Below are 17,146 nucleotides of genomic sequence, written 5' to 3'. Positions count from 1 at the left end.
GTGCCCGCCGGGCACGGTCCGCGGGTGGAGGGACCCGCGGACCGGTAGGGCCGGCGGACGGTCAGAGGTCGACGGACGGTCAGAGGTCGGCGGACGGTCAGAGGTCGGCGGTCAGGGACAGGTCGATCTCGTCGTCGCTCATCTGCGAGATCAGCTCCAGCAGGCGGCGTTCCACCTCGGCGGCGAGCCGCTCCACGGTGGGGTGTTCGAACAGGTCCCGGACCTGGAAGGCGCAGTCGAAGGCGATCCGGAGCCGAGAGGCGATCGACACCGCGCGCAGGGAGTGGCCGCCCAGCGCGAAGAAGTCGTCATGGACGCCGACCCGGGGCAGGTCCAGGACCTCGCACCAGATCTGGGCGACGACCGTCTCGGCCGGGGTCCGCGGCGGCACGAAGGTGTGCGCCTCGCGGACCTCGGGTTCGGGCAGCGCCGTGGTGTCCAGCTTGCCCTGGACGGTCAGCGGGAGGGCGTCGAGCAGGACGAACGCCGACGGGACGAGGTAGTGGGGCAGGTGGGCGCGGCAGTGGGTGGCCAGGGACTCCTCGGAGAGGCCGTCGCCCGCGACGTAACCGACCAGCGCGGGCTCGCCGTGCAGCGTGCGGACGAGGACGGCGGCGCCGCGCGCTCCCGGGTGAGCGCGCAGGACCGCCTCCGCCTCGCCGGGTTCGACCCGGAACCCGCGGATCTTGACCTGGTCGTCGTTGCGGCCGAGGAACTCCAGCTCTCCGGAGGGCAGTCGGCGCACGACGTCGCCGGTGCGGTAGAGGCGGGCGCCGGGTCCGCCGTGCGGGTCGGGCACGAACCGCTCGGCCGTCAGGGCGGGCCGGCCGAGATAGCCGCGGGCCACCTCCGGTCCTCCGACGAGGAGTTCGCCGGGGACGCCGTGCGGGGCCAGCTCACCGCGCGCGTCCACGACGTAGGTGCGGCGGCTGCCCAGCGCCCGGCCGATGGGTACCCTGCCCTCCGGCCGGGCCCGCAGGGTGTGCGCGGTGGCGGAGACGACCGCTTCGGTGGGCCCGTAGGTGTTGACGACCGGGACACCGGGCAGGTGGGCGAACCAGCGCTCGAGGGGATCGGCGGGCAGTGCCTCTCCCCCGGTCACCAGCAGCCGCAGCGTGTCCAGTCGAGGGGCCAGCGCGTCCAGGCGCGCCACGACCTCCGCCCAGTAGGACGGGGTCAGTTCCATGACGGTGATCCCGGCCGTGGCGACCCGGTCGGCCAGTTCCTCGGGGGCCCAGATCTCGTCGGGCCGCACGAGCACGCTTGCTCCGACGCTGAGCGCGGGCAGGATCTGTTCCAGGGAGGCGTCGAAGGAGGTCGAGGCGAAGGTGAGCACCCGGTCCCGGTCCGTCAGTGCGAACAGCTCGCGGGCGGCGGCGACATGGGCGTCCAGGGCGTGGTGTTCGACGCCGACGGCCTTGGGCCGGCCGGTGGAGCCCGAGGTGAAGATGACGTAGGCGAGGTCGTCGGGCCGGGGCGTGTGGCGCGGGCCGTCGGCGCGCGGGGTGGCGTCGTCGGCGCTGACGGACCGCACACCGAGGGCGTCGACGGTGTCCTGGGTGCGTGCGTCGCACACGACGTACCGCACGCCCGCCTCCTGGAGCATGTGCTCCAGACGCTGTGCCGGCAGGTCGGGGTCGAGCGGGACGTAGACGCCGCCCGCCCGCCAGACGGCGAGCATGGCCGCGACCGCTCCGACGCCCCGTCCCATGCAGACACCGACCGCGTCGGAGGGGGCCGTTCCCGCGTCGGCGAGCGCGGCCGCGATTCCCGCGGTGCGGGCGTCGAGCTCGGCGTAGGTGAGGGCGGTGTCCTCGCAGACGACGGCCTGCGCCCCCGGCCGCCCGGCCACCGTGAACGCCGGGGGCGGGGCGGTGCCGTCACCGGCGGCCGCCAGCAGCTCGCGGCGGTCGTCCGTCGAGAGCAGGGGCGCTTCGTCGACGCGGACGTCCGGAGTGTCCAGGAGCGTGTGCAGGAGGCGGCCGACGTGGTCGGCGAAGCGAAGGGCGGTGGCCTGGTCGAACAGGTCGGAGGCGTACTCGACGTTGAGCGCGAAAGCGGCGTCCCGGATCACGAAGGTCGCGGTCAGGTCGAACTTGGCCGAACTCCACGGCAGGGCCAGGTCGGTGGCGTCCAGGCCCGGCAGCGCGGAACCGCCGGCCGAGGCGTCCTGGACGTCGACCATGACCTGGAAGAGCGGATTGCGGGACAGGTCACGTTCGGGGCGCAGCCGTTGCACGACCTGCTCGAAGGGGACTTCCTGGTGGCCGAAGGCGCCCAGGACCACATCGCGGACCCGGTCGACGAGGGTGGCGAGCGTCGGCCGCCCGGACAGGTCCGTGCGCACCACGACCGTGTTGACGAAGAAGCCGACCAACGGCTCCAGTTCGAGCCGGTCGCGCCCGGCGACGGGCGTGCCGACCGAGATGTCGCTCTGGCCGGTCCAGCGGGCCAGCACCGCCTGCGCGGCGGCGAGCAGCACCATGAAGCGGCTGGCCCCGTGCTCCCGCGCCAAGGCGTCGACACGGTCGACGAGGTCCCGGGGCAGTTCGATCTCGACGGCGCCACCGCGGCCGGTGAACGCGGCGGGACGGGGCCGGTCGGTGGGCAGGTCCAGTACCGGCGCGCCGTCGAGGACGGCTTCCCAGTAGGCCAGTTGGGGCTCCATGGCCCCGCTGTCGGCCCGGTCGCGCTGCCAGACGGCGAAGTCGCCGTACTGCACGGGCAGGGGCGGCAACGCGGCGCGTTCGCCCCGCAGGCGGGCGTGGTAGTGCTCGGCTAGTTCGTCCAGCAGGACGCCCTTGGACCAGCCGTCGGTCACCGCGTGGTGCAGGCTGATCAGGACGACGTGGTCGTCGTCGGCCAGTTCCCACACGCCCGAGCGCAGCAGTGGCGGCCGGGCGAGGTCGAAGCGGCGGGTGGCGAAGGCCGCGGCGTGCGGGCGCAGTTCCGCCACGCGGTCCTGCCCGTCGGCGGACTCGGGCACCCGCTCCCAGTGCAGCGGTACCCCGACCGGCGCGCACACCTCCTGCACGGGGCGTCCGTCGCTCTCGATGAGGGCGGTGCGCAGCACCTCGTGGCGGGCGACCAGGTCGTCCAGGGCCTGCTGCCAGGCGGCGCGGTCCAGGCCGCCGCGGATACGCCAGCAGTACCACAGCAGGTAGGACTCACCGGTGTCGGAGGTGCGGTCCAGGAACCACAGGCGTTCCTGGGCGAAGGACAGCGGCAGGGGTCGGTCACGGTCGACGGGCACCACTTCGGTGGCTCCCGAGAGGCGGGCGTCGGCCACCACCGGGGCGAAGCCGCGGATGGTGGGGTGCTCGAAGACGGTGCGCAGCTCGACCTCCCGCCCCAGGCGCTGGGCGATCCGGGAGACGGCCATGGTGGCGAGCAGGGAGTGGCCGCCGAGGTCGAAGAAGCTGTCGTCGAGGCCGACCCGGTCCAGGCCCAGGACGTCGGCCCACACCTCGGCGACGATCCGTTCCGTTTCGTCGCGCGGGGCGGCGTAGGCGGGTCCGGCCGCGGTGCGGATGTGGGCGGCATCGGGCAGCGCGGACCGGTCGAGCTTGCCGGAGACACCGACCGGCAGTGCGTCCAGGACGACGAAGTCGGAGGGGACGGCGTGCTGCGGCAGGTGGCGCGCGCACCAGGCACGCAGCTCGGCCCGGTCGGGAACGGTCTCCGCGTCCGCGGCGGGGACCACGTAGCCGATGAGGCTGCGCCCCGTGGCCCGGTCGGGGCGGGCGGCGGCCTGCGCGACCAGCGGGCAGGCCCGCAGCACCGTCTCCACCTCCCCGAGCTCGATACGGAAGCCGCGGATCTTGACCTGGTCGTCGCGGCGGCCGAGGAACTCCAGGTCCCCGCCGGGTGTCCAGCGCACGATGTCGCCGGTGCGGTAGAGGCGTCCGCCGGGCGGCCCGAACGGGTCCGGCACGAAGCGGTCGGCGGTCAGCGCCGGCTGTCCGAGGTAGCCGCGCGCCACCTCCGTCCCGCCGATAAGGAGTTCACCCCCGACGCCGACCGGGACGGGCTCACCGTCGCCGTCGACGACGTACACGCGGCGCTCCCCCAGCGGCCGGCCGATGGGCACGGTGTGGGCGGGCGGGTCGTCGGCGTCGTAGGTGGTGGCGGTGACCGTGGTCTCGGTGGGGCCGTAGGCGTTGCAGACGCGGACATGGGGGACGGCGGCGCGCCATGCGGCGAGCGTGTCGGGCGGGACGGCCTCGCCGCCCAGGACCAGCAGGCGCAGGGTACCGAGGGCGGCGGCGAGACGGCGGTCCAGGGAGAGTGTCAGTTCGGCCCAGTAGGTGGGCGGCACATTGACGACGGTCAGGGCGTGCCGCTGGACGATCTCGGGGACCTGGGTGGGCAGCCACGGCTCGTCGGGCCGGATGACGACGCCCGCGCCCGTGGTCAGGGCGGGCAGCACCTGGTCGAGGGAGGCGTCGAAGGAGAACGAGGCGAAGGCCAGGACGCGGTCGGCGGCGGTGATGCCGAGGCGTGCGCGGGCGGCGGCCACGTGGGAGGCGAGCGCGGCGTGTTCGACACCGACGGCCTTGGGACGTCCGGTGGATCCCGAGGTGAAGATGACGTGGGCCAGCTCCCGCGGGTGCGGCCGGTGGCGGGGTCCGTCCGCACACGGAACCACGGTGCTGGTGTCGACGAGGACCGGGGCGAGGGCGGCGGCGTCGGGCGCGGTCACCGGGTCGGTGAGGACACAGGCGAGGTGTGCCTCCTGGGCCATGTACCGCAGGCGTTCGGCGGGCAGTTCGGGGTCCAGGGGCACATAGGCGCCGCCTGCCCGCCAGATGCCCTCGATGGCCGCCACCGACCACAGGCCCCGGCGCAGCAGGACACCCACCGCGTCACCCGGCCCGACACCCGCCGCCCGCAGCGCGGCCGCCAGACCGCCGGTCATTGCCTCGAGTTCGGCGTACGTGGCGCTCTCGGCACCGCACCGCAGCGCGAGCGCCGAGGGATCGCCGCAGAACGCCAGGTCGGGTGCCGGGCCCGTGGGACGGTCGGGGGCGGCGTGCCAGGCGGGGCGGGGTCGGGCGAGCGCGCCCGGACGCGCGGGCAGGGACCGGACCAGCTCCCGCACCGGCGTTTCGGGAGAGGCGAGCACGGCCCGGATCAGAGCGACGTACGCCTGGGCGAAGCCGCGCATGGTAGCGGTGTCGAACAGGGCGGTGGCGTACTGAAGGAGCGCGGCGATGCTGCCGTCCGCCCGCAGGGTGAGGTCGAGGAACACGTCCAACGGGGTCTCGGACAGCGGCGGTTCGACCAGGGAGACGTCCAGGCCGGGCATCCGCACCGGCTGGATCGGCGCGTTGAGGAGGGTGAACGACGCCTGTGCGAGCGGGTGGCGGGACAGGTCACGGGAACCGCCGAGGGCGCCGACGACGAGGTCGAACGGTGCCTCGGCGTGCGCGAGATCGACCGGGACGCGGCTGCGCACCCGCTCCAGCAGGCCGCCGAAGCCCGACGCTCCGCCGAGGTCGGTGCGCAGGACGACGGTGTTGACCAGCGGGCCGATGAGTCCGGCGGCGCCGGGCCGGGAGCGCTCGGCCAGGGTGCTGCACACGGCGACGTCGTCGCGGCCCGCCCAGTGCCCGAGCAGCACCTGGTAGGCGGTGAGCAGGAACATGTACGGGGTGGCACGGCGGGAACGGGCGAAGGCGTCGACGGCGGCTACCACGTCGGCGGGCAGGTCGAAGCGGACGACGTCCCCCGCGCCGTCCCAGGTGCGAGGTCGCGGCCGGTCCGTCGGCAGCTCCAGTGCGGTGAGACCGGCCAGGCGCTCACGCCAGTGCGCCAGTATGCGCTCCAGCCGCGGGCCACGCAGCCGTTCCCGCTGGGCGCGGGCCAGGTCGCTGTAGGAGACGGCGGGGGCGGCGACGGCCTCACCGCGGTAGCCGGCGGCGAGTTCTTCCAGCAGGACGCCCCAGGACCAGCCGTCCACGGCGATGTGGTGCACCTCGACCAGCAGCAGGTGCTCGTCGGCCGCGACGCGTGCGAGGACGGCACGGACCGGGTGCTGGGCGGCCAGGTCGACGGGCCGCCCGAGGTACCGGCGGTACAGCTCGTCCGGGCCGCTCACCTCGGCGCGTTCCAGGGCGATACCGGCCGGGGCGTCGACCACCTGGACGGGTTCACCGTCGACGGCGGTGAACCTCGACCGCAGCACCTCGTGCCGGTCCACGATCGCGGACAGCGACCGGTGCAGCCGGTCCACGTCCAGGGAACCGCTCAGCCTCAGCACCAGCGGGAGCATCGACCCGCTGGAGGAGCCGGCGAGCTGGTCCATGAACCACAGTCGGCGCTGGGCGAAGGATGCGATGCGGGTGTCGACGCCGTCCAGGGCCCTCTCGGGGGCCGGTCCTGCTGTCACTGTGAGCCTCCAAGCCGTGCCGTGTTTTGCAGCAGACTGCCGTCGGCAGCCAGGAGGCCCATAGGGAAGAAGACGCAGCACCGCACGCAGAACCCGCTGCCTGACCGGCTGTCCGCAGGTCAGGTATCGCGGACCGAGTCAGGGCCCGGCGGGGCGCCCGTTCTCCCGGACCAGCGGGCCCAGTTCGGACGGCAGAGCCTGGGACGCCGTTCCAGTCACCGCGTTTCCCCTTCATCGCCCCATGGCCAAGGCCACCGCGACGGCGATCACCACCGCGGCCGTGATCGTGGGCGCGCTGCTGCTCACCCGCCCCGAGGCGGGATCGCCGCCGCGGACCGTCCCGGTCGTGGCGACCATTCCAGACCTACCGGAAGATCAACTTCTTCCCGCAGCACGGCCGGACCTTCGACCCCGGGCGGTACATCGACGTCTGCACCGGGGAGTACTGGAACAGCCCGTGAGCCTACGGCCCGCGGCCCGTCCGGACGGCCGCCTACGACCGGCCGCCGAGCTCCGCCCTGTCGCGCCGCCGGTCCAGATAGCCGATGGCCGGGGTCGCCATGACACCGTGCAGCACCACCGAGATCACGACGGTGAGGGCCACGACGGCCCACAGCTCCCGCTCCAAGCCGCCGAAGGAGTCCTGGCCCAGCGCGTAGGACAGATAGAACAGCGAACCGATGCCCCGGATCCCGAACAGGGCGACCACGGCCCGCTCCTTCTTCCCCATGGCGGTGCGTACCAGCGCCAGCCAGCCCGTGAGCGGCCGCACGACCAGCAGCAGCAGGACACCGACAACCACGCCGGCCCACGTCAGGGCCGGCAGGACGCCCTCCACGAAGTAACGGCCGAGCAGGAACAGCAGCACGGCCGTGAGCAGCCGTTCGATCTGCTCGGTGAACTCGTGCAGCACCTTGTGATAGCCGTGGCTGCGTTCGGCGGCCCGGATGGCACAGGCGGTCACGAACACGGACAGGAAGCCGTAGCCGTGGAGCACCTCGGCGACGCCGTAGGACACGAAGGTGGCTCCCAGGGCCACGAAGCCCTCCATGTGCTCGGACAGCCGTAGCTCCGACGCACGCACCCGGAAGAACATCCACCCCAGCAGCCGCCCGACGCCGCCCCCGACGGCCAGCCCGACAGCGCACTTGACCAGCAGGTCGGTCAGCGCCCACGAACCGATCCAGTCCGTCGACCACCCCGTCCCGGCAGCCGCGGCGAGGGCGATCGCCGCGTAGACGAACGGGAAGGCGAGCCCGTCGTTCAGCCCGGCCTCACTGGTCAGGGAGAACCGCACCTCGTCCTCGTCCCGCTCGGAACCCAGCGGCTCGCCCACGCGCACCTCACCGGCCAGCACGGGATCCGTGGGCGCGAGCACGGCGCCCAGCAGCAGTGCGGCGGCGGGCGGCCAGTCCAGCAGCCCCCAGGCCAGCAGGGCGACGGCCGCCACGGTCAGCGGCATCGTGATGCCCAGCAACCGCCACGTACCGGACCAGCGGCGCCAAGCGAAGGGCCGGTCGATGGCGAGTCCTGCGCCCATCAGCGACACGATCACACACACCTCGGTGGTGTGCTCGACCCACAGCCGATCACGTACGGGGTCCACGACCGGCACGCCCACCGGCAGCAGCCCGACGAGAACTCCCGCGGCGAGGAACACCATGGGCAGGGACAGCGGCCGCTTGGAGACCACACGGGGCAGCACGGCCGCACCCAGGGCTCCCAGGCCCAGACACACGTAGACCACGTCCGAAAGCGTCACTGCGACCTCCTGCCCCACGAGATCAATCCCAGGCCCCGTGTGTACCCCGTTCCCCCGCCCCCTCGCCCGAGCGCGTGGCCAGACTCGCGGCCTGGCCATTCGCACGGTGCTGCCGGCCGCAGCGTCGCGGGTTTCCTCCTTGCTCCACGGCGCGGCCGATGAGTTCGCGGCTCCCGGCCGGTCCAAGCTGATGACACCTAGGAAAGGGCACCGCCATGTCGGAGCTTCTCGTCGACTTCATCACCTCCCTCGACGGCCACGCCTCAGGAGAGGGATGGCCCGGCTTCTGGGGCCTGGAGGGCCCGGAGTACCTCGCCTGGCTCGGCGAGCAGCCCAAGGCCACCTACCTGATGGGAGCGAACACCTACCGCCTGATGTCGGGCTTCGCCGCAGGCGAGGTCCCCGGTGGCCAAGACGAGTTCAGGCCCGAGGAAGAGGCGTCCGTGGACGAGCTCACGCAGGCGTCCAAGGTGGTGTTCTCCTCCTCGCTCGACGATCCACTGACATGGGCCAACTGCACACTCGTCCGCGACGACGCCGTCGAGACGGTCCGCGCCATGAAGGCGAGCGGCTCCGGGCTCCTGAGCACGATCGGCAGCCTCAGCCTGTGCCGGTCGCTGCTACGAGCCGGACTCGTCGACCGCTTCCGGGTCGTGATGTTCCCGGTGATCACCGGGGCCACGGGAGAGGAACGCATCTACGACGGCTATCCGGACGTCGCCCTCGAGATGATCGAACACCGCACCTTCGACGGCCGCATCCAGCTGGTCGAGTACAAGCCCCGCGTACTCGACCACCCGCCGCTCGGCACGCCCGCATGACATCGCCCCGCGAAAACGCGTAGGGCGTCGGCACGGCCGGGTCGTGGGCCGGGGAGATCCGGAGGCCCGCCCCTCGCTGTCCAGCATGAGATGGACACGATCGTCACCGGTATCCCGTGCTCCCCCGACTCGCCGTGTCCCGGCGGATGCGCCTCCACGACCCGAGCCGTCACCCACACCGCCCGCTGGAGCCGGGTCAGCCCGGCCGGCGAACACGCGTAACCCACCAACGCCAGCCCCCGCGGGCACCGTCCACCACAGCCCGAGCACCTTCTGCAGGTCCATGCGGCGTGGCTCTCGCCGCATGGACTCCTACCGATCCCAGGTCCGGGTCGAGCCGGCCGTCGGTCCCGTCCACGCGTCCCGCTCTCGATCCGGAAGGGGGCGCCTGTGCCCAGCAGCACGCGCATCGGCGGCCGACGCCCCTCCCAGGGCGACCGGACGGGCGGTCAGCGCAGCCCGGCGAAGAGATCGTTCTCGGGTACGGCCGCGCCGGTGGCGTCCTGGACGCGGACGAAGGTCTCCATGCCCATCAACTCGCCGAACCGCTCCTTGCCCATCCTGAGGAAGAAGATGTTCTCGCCCTGGCTGGCGTGCGCGGCCAACGCGTCGAACTTCTGATCGCTGAACCCGGTCGCATCCACCCACGTCGTGATCTCGTCGTCGGGGAGGCCGATCTCGGCCAACGCGGCGGCCTCGGCGGGATCCGGCTCCGGCATGTCCTCATCGAACTCGCGCATGAGCTCGCCGAACCGCTGCATCATCGAACGCGGCGCCGTCGTCCAGTACACCTTCGGTGCCGGCGCCGTCATCTCCAGCGCCGCCATGGTGATGCGGTGCGCCTGGATGTGATCGGGGTGGCCGTAGAAACCGTTCTCGTCATAGGTGACGACCACATCGGGCCGGTAATGCCGCATGAGTTCCGCTAGGCGGGCAGCGCCTTCCTCCACAGGGGTCCGCCAGAAGGAGCCGGGAGCGTCGTTGGTCGGCCAACCCATCATTCCGGAGTCCGCGTAGTCCAGCATCTCCAGATCGCTGACCTTCAGCACGTCACAGCTCGCCTCGAGTTCCCGCCGTCGCATCACGGCGACCGCCGCCGGATCATGCCCGGGATCGCCCGGCTTGACGCCTCCCGGTCCGTCCCCGCAGCGGCCGTCGGTACACGTCACCAGCACCGTGCGGATGCCCTCCGCCGCGTATCGCGCGAGGACGCCACCGGTCCCGGTGGCCTCGTCGTCGGGGTGGGCGTGTACTGCCATGAGCGTCAGGGGCCGATCGGTCATGAAGAATCCTCCTGCGAAAACGCGTCTTGATCCAAGCCGTACAGCGGGCATACCGCGGTCCTGGGACCGGACCCGAGCGGGGCGGACGACCTCGCGGTCTCCGTGTTTCCCGCCCTGCGGCGCCGGGCCCTCGGTGGATGCAACCTGCCGATTGGACCGACTGTTCCCGACGAGAGCGCTTGGTCTGCCTCCGCCGCGCCGATGAGACGGAACTACGCCGTACGTCCACGGCGCACGTCGGGACAGGGCACCTGCTGCGGGCGTCCCAGGCATGCGGTGGGCCGGTGGATGAGTACGTGGATGTCGCCGTCGAGTATGCGGGTGCCGAGCAGATCCAACGCGCTTCACTCACTGCCGGTCGCCACCCTCACCGGCCTGCGCCGTCAAGGCGCGTAGGCACAGCCGTCAAGGGGCGAAGGCACAACGGGCTTCATCACTCGTCAACTACCGGACGCGTTCAGTGCATTGACACGTGCATTACAGAGGCTTTACGTTCCGGCCATCTGAGAGCGCTCTCAGACTCCTCTTCTGTGAAGACTTGAGGTGCCGCATGCCATCCCCACGCAGACCGGCAGTCATCCTGCTACTGGCCTCAGCCCTCGCCGCCGTAGGCCTCGTCCCGGCCGCCGCACCGGCGGCCGCGGCCACCGTTCCCGTAGGTTCCGGCAGCTACTCCGACACCCGCCCCTCCGGCACGTCGGGACCGACCACCAACACAGGAACACCCGTCATCCCCAAGCTGACCACCGCCGCACGCAACCGGCCGGTACCCACCAACGACTGGTGGTCCTCCCTCGCCTTCCAGCGCTACGGCGACAATCCCTGGTCGACCCCCATGTACGGGCACCCCCTCACCTACCAGGCCACGGCCGCCGGGCTCGACATCGGCTACCCGACCTCGCCCGCGATCGTCGGTGACGGGCGACAGTACGAGTACGCCCACAAGCGCGACCTCACCATCGGGCTGACCGGCCTCAACTCCCCCGACACCAAGGCCGACGACTGGTCCGACTGGACGGTCACTCCCCTGTGGTCCGACGGTGCCCGCACCCTGCGCACCACCATCGGCCACGGCTCCCCGTTCGTATACGCCCGGGGCTCCGGCGGCAACGCCCAGATCACCACCGCCGCCGCCCCCACCGTCTTCGCCGACCAGACCAACGTCCTCGGCATCACCGTCGGCGGACACCACTACGCCCTCTTCGCACCGACCGGCAGCGACTGGAACGTGGCCGGCTCCACCATCAGCACCGGCCTCGGTTCCAAGGACTACTTCTCCGTCGCCGTCCTGCCGAACACCGACGCGCTGGCGACCTTCAAGAAGTACGCCTACAGCTTCGTCACCGACTCCAAGGTGACCTGGAGCTACACCGGCGGCACCGCGAAGGCCACGTACACCCTCACCACGGAGGCGAAGGAAGGCACCGAGCGCGGCACACTCCAGGCGCTCTACCGCCATCAATGGCTCAACACCAGCGACGCCCTCACCTCCTACACCTACGTCTCACCGCGCGGCACCATGAAGGTCCGCGAGTCAACCACGTTCACCACCACCCAGAAGGCCGCGGCGGTGCTGCCCGCACTGCCGAAGTCGGACGCTGTGGACGCCGCCCGGCTGCGCGGCTACCTGAACGAGGTCGCGAACGCCACCGACCCCTTCTCCGGCGCAACCGACACCTACTGGACCGGCAAAGCCCTCGGACGCCTCGCCCAACTCGTCCCAGTGGCCGAGCAGATCGGTGAGAACGGCATCCGGGACAAGCTTCTCGGCCTGATCAAGGGCAAACTCCAGGACTGGTTCACGGCGGGCGGCGCGAACGAGTTCAGCTACGACAAGGACTGGAAGACCCTCACCGGCTATCCCGCCTCCTACGGCAGCGACACCGAGCTCAACGACCACCACTTCCACTACGGTTACTACATCTACGCGGCGGCGATCGTCGCCCAGTACGACCAGGGATGGGCCGCCGACTCCGCATGGGGCGGCATGGTCAAGGCCCTCGTGCGGGACACCGCCAACCCCAGTCGCACCGACAGCTCCTTCCCCTTCCTGCGGGGCTTCGACGTGTACGCGGGCCACAGCTGGGCATCCGGCCATCAAGGCTTCGCCGCCGGCAACAACCAGGAATCCTCCTCCGAGTCCACCAACCTCAGCGCAGCCCTCGTCCTGTGGGGCTCCGCCACCGGCGACACCTCGCTGCGGGACCTCGGCACCTACTTGCTGACCACCGAATCGGAATCGATAGCCCAGTACTGGTTCGACGCCGACGAGCAGGTCTTCCCCTCCTCGTTCGGGCACGACACGGCGGGCATGGTCTGGGGCAGCGGCGCCGCCTACGCCACCTGGTGGACCGCCAACCCCGAGGAGATCCACGGCATCAACGTCCTGCCCGTCACCGGCGGATCGCTCCATCTCGGCGGTGAGAAGGCCGCCGTGCGGCGCAACATCACGGAGATGGAGCGGGAGAACGGGGGCCCGGCCGTCGAATGGCGCGACATCCTCTGGGAGTTCCAGGCCTTGGCCGACCCCACCGCGGCCAAGGCCAAGTGGGACGCGGGCAACGCGGCCTACACACCGGAGCAGGGAGAGTCCAAGGCGCACACCTACCACTGGATCACCACCCTCGACGCGCTGGGCGCGCCCGACACCACCGTGACAGGGGACATCCCCACCTCCGCCGTCCTGGCCAAGGGCACGACCCGCACCTACGTCGCCCACAACCACGGTTCATCGACCCGGACCGTCACCTTCTCGGACGGCAAAACCCTGTCCGTACCCGCTCGGTCCACCGCGACCGGCACAGGTTCCGGGTCACCGGACCCCGACCCCGATCCGCCGACCGGGAACACCTTCCAGTTGCGCGGTGGCGGTGTCCTGACCACGGCGACCGGCGGCACCCCGGGCAGCGACACGATCGCCTCCGCCGGAGGCACCAACCACGACGGCACCCCGTACCAGCCCCTCGTCTACGAGGTCCGAGGAGTCAACGGCACGCTCACCCCGGGGGCCGGCACCACGTTCCGGCTCCAGGTGGACGCCGGCACCACGGTCGGTCTCGGCCAACAGGTGCGCGTCAGCTACGACTTCACCGGGGACGGGACCTTCGACCGGACCGAGACGTACAACTACTTCGCCACCGACCCGGTCGCCGGGTGGGAGGAGTACACGCAGACGCGCGGCCTCAAGGCGTCCACGGGCACCCTGGGCACCCTTCAGGGCGGCACCGTCCGACTCGAAGTCTGGAGCGCCATCGGCAGCGGCACCTCCAAACTCCAGACGGGCACGGACAAGTCCGTGGTGGTGATCCCCTACAACTGAACCGGTGAAGACAGTTCGGCGGGCAACGGCGCCAGTCCGTTGCCCGCCAAACTGACGTGCCCGACGTGCCCGACAGGATCTCGCCGACAGCCTGTGGGCAGCGGCAAGCTTCTGGAGGTCGCGGGTCTTTCCCGCGAGGACGGCGGCAACGTCGTCATCTGGGCAGACGCCCGCGCCCCCGAGCAGCACTGGGCCGTCACGCCCACCGGTGACGGTCACTACTTCCTCATCAACCGCTACAGCGGGCTGTCCCTCGGCGTCGACGAGGGCAGCACGGCCGACGGAGCCAACATCGAACAGCAGCCGTATGCGTCACAAGCACGGCAGCAATGGCGGATCATTCCGTCCTGACCTGCCCTCCGCCCCCCCTTTCCCCGACTGCGGTGTCGTCGAGGAGAAGGGGCGGACGGTCGTCTCAGGTGCGGCCCGAGAGTTACTCGGAATCCTCCCGCGGAAGAGCGCTGCCGTTGATCGCGTCGGCGATGGTGTAGGCGGTGCGGACGAAGGACTCTGCCTGCTGCGCCGACAGGTTTCGCGCGGACGTCTCCTCCAGTGCCTGCCACATGGCCGCGATGGGCTCGCGCATGGCTCGGCCCTTGTCGGTGAGGTGGACGACCATGACGCGCCGGTCGTGTGCGGCCGGCTCGCGCACGAGCAGGCCGGCGTCCTGCATGCGGCGCAGGGACTTGGAGACGGTGGAGTGGTCCAGGCCGACGCTTTCGAGCAGTTCGGACTGCGTCTGGCCGTCCCGGTCCAGGAGTTGCATCAGCAGCAGTTCCTGTCCGGGATGCAGGTCCATCTCGCGCAGCATGGCGGCGGCGCGGGCGCGGTGAGCGCGGGCGAGCTGGAAGATCGCGTAACTCATCGGCCCGTCGCTGGCCGTGGAGGGGGTGCGGTGGGTGGAGGCGGGCATGGTGCGGTTCCTCAGACGGTGTGGGTGGGGTAGTCGGTGTAGCCGGCCACTCCGCCGCCGTAGAAGGTCGCCGGGTCGGGGGTGTTCAGCGGCGCGTCCGAGCGTAGCCGCTCCACCAGGTCCGGGTTGGCGAGCGCGAGAGCACCGACAGAGACGAGGTCGGCCGTGCCGTGGTCGATGTCCTTCGCACGGGTGGGCAGGTCGGCGCCGGCCCGGTTGAGGATCAGCGTGGTCGGCCACAGCGCGCGCAGGGTGGCCAGCAGCTCCTCGTCACCCGCGTGGAGGATGTGCAGGTAGGCGAGGCCGAGCGGGCTCAGGGCGCGCAGGAGCGCCGGATACAGCTCGGCGGTGTCGGACTCGGTGATGTCGTTGTAGGGGTTCCCGGGGGAAATGCGCAGACCGGTGCGGTGGGCGCCGATCTCCTCGGCCACGGCGGCGGCCACCTCCACGGCGAAGCGGATGCGGTTGTCGATGGAGCCGCCGTACTGGTCGGTGCGCTGGTTGGCGTTGTCGGCGAGGAACTGGTGCACGAGGTAGCCGTTGGCGCCGTGGATCTCCACGCCGTCGGCGCCTGCCGCGACAGCGGCCGCTGCGGCGCGGCGGAAGTCCTCGACGGTCGTCGCGACCTCCTGCGTCGACAGGGCCCGGGGGGTCGGCATCTCCTGGGGCCCGGACGCGGTGAACATCGTGCCCTGCGGCCGGATGGCCGAGGGGGCGACCGGCTGGCGGCCGTGCGGCGTGTTGTCGGGGTGGGAGATACGTCCGGTGTGCATCAGCTGGATGACGATCCGGCCGTCGGCCGCGTGCACGGCGTCCGTGACCTTGCGCCACCCGGCGATCTGCTCGTCATTGTGGATGCCGGGGGTGAGGAGGTAGCCCTGGCCGTCGGCGTTCGGCTGCGTTCCCTCGGTGATGATCAGCGCGTGCGAGGCCCGCTGGGCGTAGTACTCGGCGTTCAGCTCGGTCGGTACGCCTTCGGGGGTGGAGCGGTCACGGGTCATGGGGGCCATGACCAGGCGGTGCGGGAGGGCGAGGTCACCGACGGTGGTCGATGTCCACAGGGCGTTCAGCATGAGGGGTCCTTCGGTACGGTGACGGCCAGGTGATGAGCAGAACAAGGAAGAACAAGAGGAAGGGCGGGCGGGATCAGTCGAGGGTGAGGACGAGCTTGCCCCGGCCGTGCCCGGCGTCGCTGACCTGCTGGGCCGTGGCGGCCTGGGTGAGCGGGTAGGGGGTGACGGTGGTGACGACCTTGCCGGACGCGGCGTCCTGCGCCAGCGCGTCCAGGCGGGCGGCCGAGTGTTCCCGGCCACCGCTGGAGAAGGTGATGCCGAGCTGGTGCGCGCGGAAGTCGGCGATGGTGACAATGCGTTCGGTGCCGCCGCGCAGGGCGATGGAGTCCTCCAGTGCGCCCTTCCCGGCCAGATCGAACACCGCGTCCACGCCGTCGGGGGCGAGCTCCCGGACCCGCTCGATCAGGCCCTCGCCGTAGAGGGTCGCGGTGGCGCCGAGTGAGGTGAGGTAGCCCTGGTTCCCGGGGCCGGCGGTGGCGATGACGCGCGCTCCGCGGGCCGTGGCGAGCTGGACCGCCAGGGTGCCGACCGCTCCGGCCGCGCCGTGCATCAGCACGGTCTCCCCGGCGGCGACGCCCAGCAGGTCCAGGACCCGCTCGGCCGTCTCGCCCGCCACCGGCAGCGCGACCGCGTGCTGCCAGTCGAGGGCGGCGGGCTTGGGGGCAACGGTGGTGGCCAGTGCGTACTGGGCGTACGAGCCGGTGTCCGACCAGCCCAGCACCTCGTCGCCCACCTGTACGTCCTGCACGCCCTCACCCAGCGCGTCCACCACGCCGGCGAGTTCGGCACCCGGGACGGCGGGGAGCGGCGTGGGGAACGCCGCCTGCATCGCTCCGGAGCGGATCTTGCCGTCCAGCGCGTTCAGCCCGGCGGCCTTGACGCGGACGCGGATCTGCCCGGGGGCGGGCTGCGGGGTCTCGATCTCCGCCTCGTACAGCACGTCCGTGCCGCCGAAGCGGTCGAACAGGATGGCTTTCATGACGACTCCTCTCGCCCCACCACCCATTTAGGTGGCTGGACACATAATCAACGTAACAGGAAACATGTGGCTAGCCAAGTATTTCCCGCTGAGGGCTGCGCGCGGGATCGGTCAGGGTCGCAGCGGCGTCCTCGGAACGGCCCCCGGACCGGAGAGGACTCCGCCAGAGCGCGCCTGGCGCAGCCGAGGGCTACCCCGACCGGGGGCCGAATGGCCTGCCCGGGGGCCTGGCGGCCCGCGAATCCCTTCTGATTCAGGGGCCGCCTCGGGCCTGGTCCCGGGCTCCGAGGCAAAGGGTTGCCGTCTGGCGGCGTGGATGAGGGGAGCAGGTCGCGGTGACCCTGGAGAGGGGTGCGGGTCGGCCCGGCCTGCCGGGGGGATGCAGCTCAACGGAGAACGTGGTCGGTGACAACCTCTCCGAGCCGGCACGGGGGCGGCACCACGAGACCGAGCGCGGTGACCGCGAACGACCAGCCGAAGCGGCTGAGGCCGGAATCCTGAAGAAGAGAAATGCCTTCTGAGCGTGGAGGCCGGACCCCGGCGACACCCGGTCTCCACTGCGCTCCCTCCACAGCCGAGCCGGGTGTCGCCTGGAGACACCGGGA

General features: G+C 71.6%; 9 protein-coding genes and 1 pseudogene. 3 read left to right on the top strand and 7 right to left on the bottom strand.

Going from position 1 to position 17,146, the window contains the following annotated elements:
- Window positions 1-97: 97 nt before the first annotated feature.
- The 3 genes from ACZ56U_RS05445 to ACZ56U_RS05435 form a co-directional block, all read right to left on the bottom strand.
- Window positions 98-6,391 (bottom strand): amino acid adenylation domain-containing protein, encoded by a 6,294-nt coding sequence (locus tag ACZ56U_RS05445; protein WP_469082708.1) that lies wholly within the window; start codon window positions 6,389-6,391, stop codon window positions 98-100.
- A gap of 231 nt (window positions 6,392-6,622) precedes the next feature.
- Complete coding sequence (locus tag ACZ56U_RS05440; protein WP_469082707.1) at window positions 6,623-6,748, bottom strand: hypothetical protein; 126 nt, start codon at window positions 6,746-6,748, stop codon at window positions 6,623-6,625.
- 136 nt (window positions 6,749-6,884) lie between these two features.
- Window positions 6,885-8,153 (bottom strand): cation:proton antiporter, encoded by a 1,269-nt coding sequence (locus ACZ56U_RS05435; RefSeq protein ID WP_469082706.1) that lies wholly within the window; start codon window positions 8,151-8,153, stop codon window positions 6,885-6,887.
- 215 nt (window positions 8,154-8,368) lie between these two features.
- Between ACZ56U_RS05435 and ACZ56U_RS05430 the strand changes: the two genes are divergently transcribed.
- Window positions 8,369-8,974, top strand: coding sequence for a dihydrofolate reductase family protein (locus tag ACZ56U_RS05430; RefSeq protein ID WP_469082705.1), 606 nt, complete (start codon window positions 8,369-8,371; stop codon window positions 8,972-8,974).
- Between the two features lie 449 nt (window positions 8,975-9,423).
- On the opposite strand, the gene ACZ56U_RS05425 is transcribed toward ACZ56U_RS05430, so the two are convergent.
- On the bottom strand, window positions 9,424-10,257 hold the full coding sequence (locus ACZ56U_RS05425) for a PIG-L family deacetylase (protein WP_469082704.1): 834 nt from the start codon (window positions 10,255-10,257) through the stop codon (window positions 9,424-9,426).
- A gap of 550 nt (window positions 10,258-10,807) precedes the next feature.
- Between ACZ56U_RS05425 and ACZ56U_RS05420 the strand changes: the two genes are divergently transcribed.
- Window positions 10,808-13,576, top strand: a complete 2,769-nt coding sequence (locus tag ACZ56U_RS05420) for a glycosyl hydrolase (protein ID WP_469082703.1) — start codon at window positions 10,808-10,810, stop codon at window positions 13,574-13,576.
- A gap of 93 nt (window positions 13,577-13,669) precedes the next feature.
- Window positions 13,670-13,927 (top strand): annotated as a pseudogene (locus ACZ56U_RS05415) (RICIN domain-containing protein); the annotation flags it as partial.
- 82 nt (window positions 13,928-14,009) lie between these two features.
- Here the strand turns inward: ACZ56U_RS05415 and ACZ56U_RS05410 are convergent.
- From ACZ56U_RS05410 to ACZ56U_RS05400, 3 genes are all read right to left on the bottom strand, one after another.
- The gene (locus ACZ56U_RS05410; RefSeq protein WP_469082702.1) at window positions 14,010-14,489 is read right to left on the bottom strand and encodes a MarR family winged helix-turn-helix transcriptional regulator; all 480 of its coding nucleotides are present in this window, start codon (window positions 14,487-14,489) and stop codon (window positions 14,010-14,012) included.
- 11 nt (window positions 14,490-14,500) lie between these two features.
- On the bottom strand, window positions 14,501-15,562 hold the full coding sequence (locus ACZ56U_RS05405; protein WP_469082701.1) for an alkene reductase: 1,062 nt from the start codon (window positions 15,560-15,562) through the stop codon (window positions 14,501-14,503).
- A 73-nt stretch (window positions 15,563-15,635) separates the two neighbouring features.
- Entirely contained in the window at window positions 15,636-16,541 is a 906-nt protein-coding gene (locus ACZ56U_RS05400) for an NADP-dependent oxidoreductase (protein ID WP_469082700.1), read from the bottom strand.
- Window positions 16,542-17,146 lie beyond the last annotated feature (605 nt).

Source organism: Streptomyces sp. NPDC034103, from assembly GCF_055575395.1.
This window is presented reverse-complemented; position numbering and strand designations above follow the sequence as displayed.

Excerpts from the sequence above, each read along its gene's own strand:
- ACZ56U_RS05440 (WP_469082707.1), bottom strand. The coding sequence starts at position 6,748 with ATGGTCGCCACGACCGGGACGGTCCGCGGCGGCGATCCCGCCTCGGGG.
- ACZ56U_RS05430 (WP_469082705.1), top strand. The coding sequence starts at position 8,369 with ATGTCGGAGCTTCTCGTCGACTTCATCACCTCCCTCGACGGCCACGCC.
- ACZ56U_RS05425 (WP_469082704.1), bottom strand. The coding sequence starts at position 10,257 with ATGACCGATCGGCCCCTGACGCTCATGGCAGTACACGCCCACCCCGAC.
- ACZ56U_RS05420 (WP_469082703.1), top strand. The coding sequence starts at position 10,808 with ATGCCATCCCCACGCAGACCGGCAGTCATCCTGCTACTGGCCTCAGCC.
- ACZ56U_RS05410 (WP_469082702.1), bottom strand. The coding sequence starts at position 14,489 with ATGCCCGCCTCCACCCACCGCACCCCCTCCACGGCCAGCGACGGGCCG.
- ACZ56U_RS05405 (WP_469082701.1), bottom strand. The coding sequence starts at position 15,562 with ATGCTGAACGCCCTGTGGACATCGACCACCGTCGGTGACCTCGCCCTC.
- ACZ56U_RS05400 (WP_469082700.1), bottom strand. The coding sequence starts at position 16,541 with ATGAAAGCCATCCTGTTCGACCGCTTCGGCGGCACGGACGTGCTGTAC.